This is a genomic window from Rothia sp. HMSC065G12 (genome assembly GCF_001811455.1).
Taxonomy (GTDB): Bacteria; Actinomycetota; Actinomycetes; order Actinomycetales; family Micrococcaceae; genus Rothia; species Rothia dentocariosa.
The window spans coordinates 192101-204524 of the sequence record NZ_KV804813.1 but is presented as its reverse complement, the minus strand read 5'-3'; the positions used below and the strand labels follow the sequence as shown (position 1 = coordinate 204524).

Annotated in this window: 9 protein-coding genes and 1 pseudogene; 1 reads left to right on the top strand and 9 read right to left on the bottom strand. The window is 54.0% G+C overall.

Annotated elements, in window-relative coordinates; all coding sequences use genetic code 11:
• The 8 genes from HMPREF2804_RS03905 to HMPREF2804_RS03875 all read right to left on the bottom strand — a co-directional run.
• Positions 1–564, bottom strand: a 564-nt coding sequence (locus tag HMPREF2804_RS03905) for a hypothetical protein (RefSeq protein WP_070627368.1), incomplete at its 3' end; no start/stop codon positions are given.
• 15 nt (positions 565–579) lie between these two features.
• Positions 580–732, bottom strand: a complete 153-nt coding sequence (locus HMPREF2804_RS10710; RefSeq protein ID WP_246824126.1) for a ribonuclease domain-containing protein — start codon at positions 730–732, stop codon at positions 580–582.
• A gap of 159 nt (positions 733–891) precedes the next feature.
• Complete coding sequence (locus tag HMPREF2804_RS03900; protein ID WP_070627366.1) at positions 892–1641, bottom strand: hypothetical protein; 750 nt, start codon at positions 1639–1641, stop codon at positions 892–894.
• 12 nt (positions 1642–1653) lie between these two features.
• On the bottom strand, positions 1654–6681 hold the full coding sequence (locus tag HMPREF2804_RS03895) for an RHS repeat-associated core domain-containing protein (protein ID WP_168164904.1): 5028 nt from the start codon (positions 6679–6681) through the stop codon (positions 1654–1656).
• Between the two features lie 107 nt (positions 6682–6788).
• The gene (gene sufU, locus HMPREF2804_RS03890) at positions 6789–7256 is read right to left on the bottom strand and encodes a Fe-S cluster assembly sulfur transfer protein SufU (protein WP_070450725.1); all 468 of its coding nucleotides are present in this window, start codon (positions 7254–7256) and stop codon (positions 6789–6791) included.
• Between the two features lie 37 nt (positions 7257–7293).
• Positions 7294–8592 carry an aminotransferase class V-fold PLP-dependent enzyme gene (locus HMPREF2804_RS03885; protein WP_070450727.1) on the bottom strand — a complete coding sequence of 433 codons (1299 nt, stop codon included), beginning with the start codon at positions 8590–8592 and terminating at the stop codon, positions 7294–7296.
• 301 nt (positions 8593–8893) lie between these two features.
• Entirely contained in the window at positions 8894–9478 is a 585-nt protein-coding gene (gene pth, locus HMPREF2804_RS03880) for an aminoacyl-tRNA hydrolase (protein WP_048754383.1), read from the bottom strand.
• Between the two features lie 286 nt (positions 9479–9764).
• A complete protein-coding gene (locus tag HMPREF2804_RS03875) occupies positions 9765–10049 on the bottom strand; it encodes a 50S ribosomal protein L25 (RefSeq protein WP_037231874.1) in 285 nt (94 codons plus the stop codon).
• Between the two features lie 485 nt (positions 10050–10534).
• Here HMPREF2804_RS03875 and HMPREF2804_RS03870 point away from each other — a divergent pair, with 485 nt between their 5' ends.
• Positions 10535–12010 (top strand): aldehyde dehydrogenase family protein, encoded by a 1476-nt coding sequence (locus HMPREF2804_RS03870; protein ID WP_048754384.1) that lies wholly within the window; start codon positions 10535–10537, stop codon positions 12008–12010.
• Positions 12011–12234: 224 nt separating this feature from the next.
• Here HMPREF2804_RS03870 and HMPREF2804_RS11445 read toward each other — a convergent pair.
• Positions 12235–12405, bottom strand: a pseudogene (locus HMPREF2804_RS11445) (DDE-type integrase/transposase/recombinase); the annotation flags it as partial.
• Positions 12406–12424 lie beyond the last annotated feature (19 nt).

The window sequence follows — 12424 nt, the reverse complement described above, 5'->3', positions numbered from 1 at the left end:
GTCAGGAAAACCCTGAGGAAAAAACACTTTCTTATACCTCTCCACACCGCTCCAAGGATATTCCGCCCCATCTTTGGCGGTTACAGTTTTATCTTCAAAGAATTTTTTGATTACAGGTAGGCTCTCGCGTGAAAATTCAAATCCATATCCAAAGAGGACCCGATAAAGCCCACTACCGAAAACTGGACGAACAGTATAACGACCGTCCATAGTTTCCAGAATATTTACGCACGCTGTAACAGCCTTATCATCCATCACGAAGAGATCATCAAAATTCTTGTACAACACAAACAGCCCCTGGCGCATATCAAACCAGTCAATCAGACAAGCATCTTCCGAAGCCCAACGCAGGTTAAAATCATCCGGAATAGCATAAACACTCTCAATACTCTCAACCAGACGGTACGCAAAATCCAACGTGGTTTTTACCCCGGCACAGTCAACAACAATAACCTTCCACCCCTCCGCTTCCAGATAAGGCAGCATATGATTCTCCCAGTACCCACCCTCACGGATAAACAAAGGAGCTACAAAAGATTTCGGCCTTTCTGGTGTATAAGCCATGGTTATTTTTCTCCCTTACTCTACTAATAGAATAAACGTGTGATAATGATCCGGACTGTAATAGATACTGCCATTACTACCCACTATCAACCGGTCATCACCACGAGTCGTATCAGGTTTCCCGTTAGGCTTCAACTCAATTTCACCGATCTTAGGTTGAGGAGCCATGAAATCCATTTCCGTATACGTAATAGGATTTCCCTTACCATCAGTTACGGCAGAACAGCCTCTATAGCTTTCTTGCTTAACGACAGATATAAAAAGTTTAGTTGTCCGTAACTTCGCTATAAGTTACGGACAACTAAACTCAAGAAAGAACATGATCGATTATTCGGGATCGTCAAATTCACTATGCACCAGGTGCACCTTGGAGGCAAGAGCAGGGTCATAAAATGGTGATTCAGGATAATATCGAGGGTCTTCCACATAGACTCCGGTAGAATCCTTATCATCAATCGTAAACCCATAGACGATCCCTTCTTTATCGTACAGAGGGTCCGGGGCTCCGTTCGGGAAATTCCTCCGCCGCTCTTCCTCAAAATCAGACCACGGATACCGCACGCCCTCACCAGCAATCATCACACTCTCAGCACCCATCAGTTCCTCAAACTGTGGGAGATACGACGATGGAAGACCAACGCCGTACCCCACCACCACAGGGTACTGTTCATAAATATTTCCCCGGAATTTAGAATAATGGTGAACCATATTTTCAGCTAGTTGAAGGGCATACTCCGGAGCATAAAAAGGTGAACAACTTTCCTGGACGCTAAAAAGGTCCTCAAAGTTCTTATAGAATACAAAAAGACCCTGACGCATATCATTCCAGTCAGCTTCTGTAACAGCATTCATAACCCAGAAACCGTTCACCCACTGATCTGGAGCAATGTTAAACCCAAGCGCTCGTAAAAGCCTACGCCCAAGTTCATGCGAACTATCTACCCCGGCACAATCCACCTCAACAATAAACCACCCCTGTTCCTGCAGGCGAGGCTTCATGATTTTCTCCCAGTACCCGCTCTCCTGAGTAAAGACGGGAACAATGAACTCATCCTTATACTTTTTCTTATATGGCATGGTCAATTCCTTTTAGATAATTCTGACAAAGGTTTCGTAATGATCAGGGGTGAAGTAAATGCTTCCGTCAGAACCAACGACCAAACGTTCTATACCTGCATCATTTACTTGGTTTGGAGTACGAAAAAGCCTTCTAACTTTGTATTCCGTGTATTTGATCTCATTTCCTACTTGGTCATGGGTTGGGAGAATACGCGCATCTTTATTATCAAAAGGTAGAGGATCCGGCACATTCCCAAAACCCTCAGGCTTATGATCCTTATTTTTCCAGTATACTTCCCCATCTTCATAAATTGATTTAGCAGTTGGAACCACATCGTCAGGAATCGTCCCAGTATACTCATCCAGATTAGTCACCATAAACTTGTGGTTTCCAACCTGAGCTTCAACCGTATTACCATGCCGAGTCACATCCCTAAAACCAGTCATCGCAGTATCCAGGTTAGGCTCACCAACTTCAGGACGCCACAAAGCAAACTTAGGCTCGCCCTTGGACAAGTCGGCAGGAGAATCCTGTCCTTTGAGTTTTTTATAGTAATCATCCCTTACAAGCCTTGCTTCATCGAATCCGTACACGTTATATGTTCCAGGCTCCTCAACACGCACATACCGCGAGCTATCCTTAGTACCCGTTGCAAGAGCACTCTTGAAATCGGCAGCATCAAGATACGTAATCGTCTTATCACCATTCTGCACAGTAGACCCAGGAGGATGCTCTGTCCAAGATACATGCCTGTCAGCCGTAACAGGATTAGAATCACCCTCCACACCTTTCGCCGGAGGCAGGTTCTCAACCTTCGGTTCCTCAACAGGTTTCAGCTGCACCTCAGGCTCACGCACACCAGCAGAACCACGAGCCGCCACAGCATCATCGGCCACACCACCAGGCTTAACAGCCTGCATACCAGCAGCACCAGACCCAGCACCCGAAGCAGGCGGAACCTCGCCCACCTGCGGAGCTTCCACAGGCTTCACCGGAACCTGCGAAGCACCACGAGAAGCACCAGAACCCTCCACCGGAGCAACCTGCGGAACATCAACACGCGACACCGCAACCGGCGGAACCTCCGTCGCTGAACTAGCACCACCAGTAACAGGTTTAACCTCGATCTTAGGGTAACGAGTTTCCTGCAACTCTCGCGCAGGAGATTTCAAAATTCCGTAACCGGCATCACCAGGCTTTAGGCGGGTGTAAAAACCAGATTCGCCTGCTTGAAGAATTTTACTCTCTGCGGCACCAACTAACCTAGTATCGAACTTAGCCATTGAGGAAGGGGCTTGCCCAGGAATAGACAAGCGACCACCACTTGTATTAAATTCGACACCTTTGCCAGACCGAACAACCCTATATACACGACCTATTAGCATAAAGAGTGCTTCGCTACCAGCACCTATCAAACCGTCTATTTGTAATTGCCTAGGGTCAATCTTTCCATTTTCCCATCGCTGGATAATCCACGAGGTGCCAACTCCCCCAAGATACCCTACGGCGAACGGGCTCAAAGGGGTACCGAGCATCATCACAGACAGAATCATGACTGCGCCATTACGCAGTTCTTCTGGATGAGAATTTATCCAGCCTACTGGGTCTTTAAGGAAGTCTTCCCAGAATTTATTCCAATCATCAATAGAACTGGACCAAAAACGATTCCATTTGTGTTTAACGTCTTCCCAAAACTTATTTAAGGCGTCTCGTTGTACATCTCCGTTCTTAACACGTCGTATATATTCCGTCATCACCTCAACCGGAATAGGCTCTAATCCTGTGGGGTCGTGCAGGTTCACCGGATCACCCGACGCAAACAAATACGACGCACCCATATACCCCGACCCGGCCACAGGCTCCACAGGATCCGGCGACAAAAACCCAGCCGTCACAGGATCATACAAACGCGCACCCATCAACTCACCGCCAACAGTTGCTAACGCACCCTGAACTGTCAAACCCACATCAGCAGGCAAACCCGGCAACCCATTACCAGCAGCTGCAGTGGTGTTGCTTCCCCAAGTCACCGGGGACGCGGTACCGAAGATATCCGTGCCAAAACTATATACTCCCGCACCTGTACCGGTGAGGATACTATCGCGTCCACCAAGCACAGACCCCGCCGAGACCGCCTCGGTAACGCCAACGCCCACCAACAAAGCAGCATCAGGTACTGTCGTATCCCACACCAGCGGCGAGACAACAGGATCCTGCCCATCCTGCTGACTCCCAACAGCTACCGGCATATTCCGAACCGACGATGCCGCAAACCACACCGTCGAGTTACCATCGCTGGCAGCGGACAAATGACTGCCTAACGGGGAGTCGGAGTTGTGGTTGATACGCTCCACCCGCTCTAAAGAGCCCAGAGCATCCCAGCCCCACGTCACGGCAGCACCAGTATGATCAGCCGCCCCGGTACGGAAACCCCGCACATCATAGGAATACTGAATCGACCCTGTACACACCAAAGATGACGTATCTAACCCGGTTAGATCCTCCACCACACCCGCAAAAGGTGCAGCGGAAGAAACGCCATCCTCTAGTGCCTCATGCAGGCGTACCGTCTGCACCCGCTCCCCCGCATAGGAAAACGAACGCACCCGAACCAGGGCACCTTCCTGATGGGTTTCTTCCCTCATAAGCAATCCGACCGGATCATACACCCACGCCACCGACACATCATCCGAGCTCACCGCACGGATCAACCTGCCGGAAGCATCATAGGCGTACTCACACCAGGAACCTTTAACGGTATCTTCCACCCGAGTAATCTTCCCCGCAGGATTCCGGCGTACCCGCACACCCTGCACCACACCCGACGATGAACCACCAGGCTCGTTGGCTCCCCCGAGAACTTCCTCGGTGTACCCCATAACGGCCCCGGACGTATCACGCACCCACGAAGAGACACACTCCCCAACCTGAACACGTTCCAAATACCCCAGCGCATCATAAGCGAACTCAGCCACCCCAGGCTTATCGCCAACACTCGATGAGTCCTCTACCCCGACACCGGCAGGGATCTGCTGCGTAGACCTAATACGCCCGCCCGGAGAATACCCATACACGGTAGAACCATACGGAGTAGTTCGCTGAACCACATTCCCATCAGCATCATAGGAGTACGCTAGACTCCACGCACCCGTAGATGCGAACACCTCAGCCGCAGAAGCATTTTCGGCAGCGGATACTCGATTACCCGCTGCAAAGAACGCCGTATCAGAAACCTCATCCCCGAGTTTCGGGGCAGAATCCACCCTCACCAAACGTCCCAAAGCATCTGAGACATAGGTCGTCTGAACATGCACATCAGCTTCGGATTCCACGCCATCCGAGAAACCGATAGAAGACCTACCAGCAGCCGTTGTTGCACTCGCGTTAGCAGAACCAACGGTGGTTGTTGCTGTAGCGACCGTAGCAGCTGCAGACCGCTGAGCGCCTAGCCGTGCCAGATTCTCCCCCGCCAGATAATCCTTCACCGTCAGGCACCGACCGGCTCGATCTCGCACCCACTCACAAGCCAACCGACCCAAGCGTTCACCTGGCTTAGCCACATGCATACTCGCCACCTCGCCGGCGCCATCATACGCATACGACACCCGCGAACCATCCGGATTCATGACTTCAGTGCACCGGTGCGCGCCATCATACGCATACTTGGTCACCGCCCCGAATGGGTCCGTCACCGACACCACGTTCCCCACCGCATCATAGGCATACGAAGTCGTCGCAAAACCCTCAGACGTAGCCACACGCCGCGCTAATAAGCGCCCCGCGCCGTCATAATCAAAAAAGCATGTTCCACCTACGCCGGAAACAGCCTTAACCACACGCCCACACGCATCATAGGAGAACGACCGAGTGCCCCAAGCAGCATCCACACACCGCACCACACGCCCGGCAGCATCATAGGCATACCTGCCCACCAGCTTAGTCCCAGCACGACGCTCCAGCAGACGCCCACAGGCATCATACACAAAAGACTCCACTACCACGCCAGCACGAGTCTTCGCCACCAAACGCGAATCCGCATCATACCGGTACTCAGTCATCACCCCATCAGCATCTGTCACTGAGGCAACCCGACCACACGCATCATACGAATACTCCGTCACAGCCCCCGAGGCACTCACCTGCCTGAGCACCCGCCCAGCAGCATCACACACCTCACCCGAAACCTGACCAGCAGCATCAGTACACGTCCGCAACGCATGGGCACCGGGGACACTCACCAGATTCTCTGTCGGATCCTGCACGCGAACAGGCTCTGAAGCACCCTGACGATGCGCGGCGCCCCGATCCCCTTCACCCGAGGAGGCAGTCGTAGTGTTAGTCAAAAACTGATACGCCCACGACGTGACTGCCCCAGACGGGTCAATACTGCTCATCACCCGGCCCAGCGCGTCAAATCCCACCGTCGCGGTGTTCCCAACACCGTCCTGATGCGTGATCTCACCGGCAGCACTATCTCGACTTACCCGTGTGAGCACACCCGTCGGATCGGTATGCTCCACCAAAGTATCAGCAGCGTTATACCTGCTCGCCCACACATTCCCGGCTGGGTCAATCTTTTCTGTAACCCTGCCCATACCATCATGAACAAACTTCGTCACATGCCCTAACGGGTCAGTCTCAGCAACCGTGTATCCCAGCTCGTTGATCTCACGCACGGTACGGGCGCCATCAGGTGCCACCTGCGCAACCAGTTCCCCAGCGGCGTTGTACTCAAGCCGGCGCACACCCCCAACCGCATCCGTGATACTGGCGACTTTGCCCGCAGGAGTATATGTATACACAGTTGCGTTCCCCGCCGGGTCAATCACCCGAACAGGACGCGAGGCAGCGTCATACTCAACCCGCATAGTTCCTCCTGACGGAGAAACTACTGAAACGGGCCGATCCTGGGCATCATACTCAACCTTGAGCATGTCGCCCACAGCATTAAGCACTCCGGTCAGATTCCCTCGAGCATCATAGGAAAGCCGCGTCACGACCCCTGTCGGATCTGTCACTGACGATATCTGCCCGGAGTTCAAAACCCTATATGCCATATGTGCATGCGCATAGAAGAGCGGCCCTTCGGTCATGGTGACCGGAGAGCCGCTCGATGGGTGAAGCTATGTTTTAGGGTCAGCGCAGCAGCCAACCATAGGTACGCCTATTTCGTGCTTGCCTCGCGGGCTGCCTCTTCGACTGCCACCCATGAGAGCATCGCGCATTTGACGCGGGCCATAAACTTTGAGACCCCAGAAAATGCCGCCATATCGCCGTATTCTTCCTCATCCAGGGTAATCTGACCGCGCGAGCGCAACATCTCGCGGAACGCATCCACATGGTTCTGCAGCTCCCCCACAGTCATGCCCGGTGCCATCTCGGAGAGTACCGATGCCGCCGCCATCGAAATGGAACAGCCGTCGCCTTCCCACGAGACCGATTCAACGACCTTTTCGCCGTTTTTCTGCTTATCAGAAAGCACGAGGCGCAGGTTGATTTCGTCTCCGCAGGTGGGGTTGTACTGGTGGTTGTCGGCGCTGGCGTGCCCGGCGGGTACCTCCACCAGATGTTCGCCGGTGCGCTGCTTTGAGTGTTCCAGAATAATGTCTTGGTAGAGCGATTCTAGGGACATGAATTATCCAATCCTGTGTATATGAGTAACGGCTTCTTTACAGCCCGAAGTAGGGGCGTACCTCGGCGAGCGCGGCAAGGAATGCATCTATGTCTTCGGTGGTGTTGTAGAGGTATGCGGAGGCGCGGGTCGAGGCCGTCAGCCCGGCGCCGCGGTGCAGCGGCTGGGCGCAGTGGTGACCTACGCGCACGGCGATACCTTTCGTATCGAGCAGCTGCCCGGCGTCGTGCGGGTGTACCCCGTCGATGCCGAGGGAGACGAGCCCGGCGCGTTTGTTCGGGTCGGTGGGTCCTAGCAGGCGCACGCCCTCAATGTTCTGCACGCCGGCCACGAGCCGCGCACCGAGTTCTTGCTCCCAGGCGTGTACGTTGTCCATGCCGAGGTGCTGTAGGTAGCGTACTGCCTCGGCAAAGGCGACGACTTGGGAGACGCGCTGGGTTCCCGCTTCAAATTTGATGGGGGCGGGCATATAGTCGGCGTCTTGGAGTTCGACGCGGGTGATCATGGAGCCGCCGGTGAGGAATGGGGGCAGGGCGTCGAGGAGTTCGGCGCGGCCGTAGAGTGCGCCGATGCCGGTGGGGGCGAGCATTTTGTGCCCGGAGAATGCAGCGAAATCGACACCGAGCGCGGGGAAGTCTACCGGCATGTGGGGTACGGATTGGCAGGCGTCCAGGACGGTGAGGGCACCGACTTTTTGGGCGAGTGAGACGAAGCGCGGCACATCCGCGATAGCACCGGTGACATTGGAGACGTGGGTGAAAGCGAGGATGCGGGTTTTCTCGGTGACGAGTTCGGCGGCGGCTTCGTAGTCGATCTGTCCGTCGTCGGTGGCGGGGATGTGTTTGAGGGTTGCGCCGGTGCGTTGGGCGAGGATCTGCCAGGGTATGAGGTTGGCGTGGTGTTCGATTTCTGTGGTGAGAATTTCGTCGCCGGGTTTCAGGGCAAAACGTTGGGCTTTTTCGCCGCCGAGTCCTTGGGAGGCGTTGCCTATTGAGTAGGCGACAAGGTTGAGCGCTTCGGTGGCGTTGGAAGTCCAGACGATGTTTTCGTCGCGGGCTCCTACGAAGGCGGCAACGGTGGTGCGGGCCTGCTCGAAAAGTTCGGTGGCTTCAACGGCAAGAGTGTGCGCGCCGCGGTGTACCGCAGAGTTGGCGTGCAGGTAGAAGTTGCGTTCGGCATCGAGAACTTGGAGTGGTTTTTGGCTGGTGGCGCCGGAATCGAGGTAAACGAGCGGGTTGCCGTTGACGACGGTGCTGAGAATAGGGAAGTCTGCGCGCAACGCTCGCACGGTGTCATCGTTGAGCGGCGTGTTGGCGGGGACTGAGTATTCTGCCACGGTTGTTCCTTTTCTCTTGACCGGTTTCAGGCGCGCCGCATGGCGTTGAGCCCCCTGCTGTGTGGCACGTTAGGTCGGGGCCGTACGCCCGGGCTTAGCGTCTGTGGGGCTATAACGTCATGCTTTTCTAGCTTATTCCTTGGCGCGGCCAAAACCTAGTTAGGTGTGTGCAACAGCCTAGGAAATCTGCCTAACCATAGCTACGGGCGTAACGGGGCGTCATGTTTGCTGCTAGGCGCACCCAGCAGATGTAGAGGCGCCAGATTGTGCGGTTTGTCGAGCGTCCGTGCCCTGCGCATATTTAGGATGCGCTGTGAAAGCGCTGCTGCGCCGCCGTCAACCCGTCGGTAATAAGCATGGCGACCGCATCAACAGAGTTGTCGATCAGGAACGGCAGGTCTTTGGCTTCGGCTGCCGTGAAGGGTTTGAGCACATAGTCGGCGGTGTTCATGCGCCCGGGTGGGCGACCGATACCAGCGCGCACACGGTAATAATCTTTGGTGCCTAGCGCCTTGGTAATATCGCGCAGGCCGTTGTGGCCGCCTTCTCCCCCACCAATTTTGAGTTTGATGGTGTCGAAGGGAATATCAAGCTCGTCGTGCACCACGATTATGTGATCGGGGTCGATGCCATAGAATTTTGCGACCGCAGATACGGGCCCGCCCGAGGTGTTCATGTACCCGAGGGATTTCATGAGTACAACCTTAGGACCGCCTATACCTAGGCGACCTTCGACGACTACAGCGGATGCTTTGGAATGCTTCTTGAAGGTACTGCCCATTTCATGGGCGATTTTATCGAGCACCATCTGCCCGATGTTATGGCGGGTTTTCGCGTATTGCGGTCCGGGGTTGCCCAGGCCGACGATGAGCCACGCATCAGACATGTTCTCGTGTACCTTCCTGCGGGTTATAGGGTGAGGAATAAAAAATGCTCGGTAGAGACTACTCGGTAAACCGGATAAAACTATGGGCGGATTAGGCGGTTACTAGTCGGCTATCTCGCACCTGAGCCAAACGGTAAAGATGGGTGTACGCCGTAAGTTGGCGGGGAATATGGAAGCGGCTCGCACCCGCCAGAAGCAGATACGAGCCGTACCGTTGCCGAAAAACCTCTAAAGCGGGTTCCGGCGTAAACGTTGATGCGCCGCGCGCTCCTTCATCTACCTAACCTTAGTCGACGAACAGCAGGTCGATGTGCTGCAGTTCAGGGCGGATCGGGTGACGCTGAATATCCTGCACGCGAGTCTTAAACTGCTCACCGTCAACCTCGATCACCAGAACGACGTCCTTGTTGCGAACAGCCAGGGTGGTCTCGTGGCCGGGAAGGGTCACGTGCTTAGGCTCTTTGCCATTGCCGTAGATAACGGCAGGGATATCACCAACAGCGCGGATGCGGCGTGCATAGCCCTTACCGAAATCGGTGCGGGGCTCGGCAGTAATTTTAATTTCAGACATGGTAATCTCCAATCTTTGATGATGGGTAATGCGCCAAGAGAATAATGGCGCAAATCATGGGATTCCATGCGCCACCTCGTCGATAACGGCAGAACCTGCCCTCGCCTTGGCTAACACTATATTCTTACAGATTTTCCAGATACGAGCAAGGATAGTTTTTCCTAGTTCCAGACTCGCACCCCAACATCAAGCGTTGCTGAGGATCCTCAGATACTCGGCGAGCGCTCCACGGTTATCGCAAGGTCGTCTGAAAACTTAAAATATATTAACAAACCGCCCTCGCCCCCATACATCATCAAGATGTGGCTGACTGCGTTTTACGTTTCACAAAATTACATATTTGGAATTTCGAGAACACTCTCATTTTTAGTGCTTGAATCGAAACAGAAAAAATACTACCCTGTTTTCAAATGACGTTGAATAAACGACCAAAAACCAAGAAAAACAACTAAAACCCAATAAATACAACTTAAGGAGACAGCATCATGGCAAAAGATTTGAATATTTTCGATAAAGAGTACGGTCTTTTGATTAACGGCGCGTGGACGAGCCCCGGCACGCTTTTGGATTCCTACAATCCCGCCAACGGCGAAACACTGGCGAAATTTACCGACGCGTCCGACGCTGATGTCGATGCCGCCGTCGCCGCCGCGCAGGAAGCGTTCAAAACATGGCGCAAGACCACCACAACCGAACGCGCCGCCATACTCAACAAAATCGCCGATGTGATTGACGAAAACTTGGAATTGTTCGCCTTGCAGGAAACGCTGGACAACGGCAAACCCATCCGCGAAACCCGCGCCGCAGACATCCCACTGGCTTCCGACCATTTCCGTTATTTCGCCAGCGTCATCCGCGGCGAAGAAGGCACCGCAACCCAACTTGACTCCGAAGACCTGTCCATCGTATTGCGCGAACCTATCGGCGTCGTCGGTCAGATTATTCCGTGGAACTTCCCCTTCCTGATGGCGGCTTGGAAAATCGCACCCGCGCTCGCCGCAGGCTGTACCATCGTCATCCACCCGTCTTCCAGCACTTCGCTGAGCCTGTTGTCGTTCGCCCAAAAAATCAACCACCTGCTGCCTAAAGGCGTGCTGAACATCATTACCGGACGCGGTTCGAAATCCGGCGAATACATGCTGCACCACAAAGGCTTCAACAAACTCGCCTTCACCGGCTCAACCGAAATCGGCCGCCGCATCGGCATCGCTGCCGCCGAAATGCTCATTCCCTCTACCTTGGAGCTGGGCGGCAAATCCGCCAACATCTTCTTTGACGACATGCCGTTCGACAAAGCCCTCGAAGGCGCGCAAAAAGGCATTTTGTTCAACCAAGGCCAAGTGTGCAGCGCCGGCTCGCGCATCTTCGTACAAGAAGGCATTTACGACAAATTCGTCAACGCCTTGGCGGAAGAGTTCAAGAAAATCAAAGTCGGACTGCCTTGGGAAGACGATACCCAAATGGGTTCGCAAGTCAACGCCGGCCAGCTTGAAACCATTTTGAAATATGTCAAAATCGGTGAGCAGGAAGGCTGCCGCATCATCACCGGCGGCAAAAAACTCGAAGGCGAATTGGGCAAAGGCGAATTTGTCGAGCCGACCTTGATCGAGGCTGACAACAACAACGCCCGCGTTGCCCAAGAAGAAATCTTCGGACCGGTTGCCACCGTGATTAAATTCAAAACCGAAGAAGAAGTCGTCAAAATGGCCAACGACAGCGAATACGGCTTGGGCGGCGCAGTTTGGAGCAAAGACATCAACCGCTGCCTGCGCGTCTCCAACGCACTGGAAACCGGTCGTGTCTGGGTGAACTGCTACAACCGCCTGCCCGCAGGCGCGCCGTTCGGCGGCTACAAAACTTCAGGCATCGGCCGCGAAACCCACAAAATGATGCTCGCCGCCTACACGCAGGTGAAAAACATCTACATTTCCACCCGCGAAGAGCGCGAAGGGTTATATTAATTGCCTGCTGAACGCTGATTGATATGGAGAAGAGGTCGTCTGAAAATCCGGATTCGGGTTGAACTGCCCCCATCTTGAACGCTCATAAAAACCTCTTCAGGCGCTCTACATAAGCTGGGTTCTGTATGCAACAGAACCCAGCTTATTCAATTTCAAACTGCAGCGCTCCCGCAGTCCCCCTGCGCTACATACTTTGAACCATAAAATGGTCGGAAAGTAAGTTCCTATACCCCGGCGTACGATATAGTACGCCTTGGTCGGAGTGCAGCATCGTTCCTTTGCCGGCAGGCTTTGTGCAGCATTTTCTTCACCATGTCGCTGTTGGTCCTGCGGCTCACGACGTAAGCGACGATTTCGCGGTTGAACAGGTCCACTACCGGTGAGAGATACAGTTTGCCGTCGCTTTGGCCAACA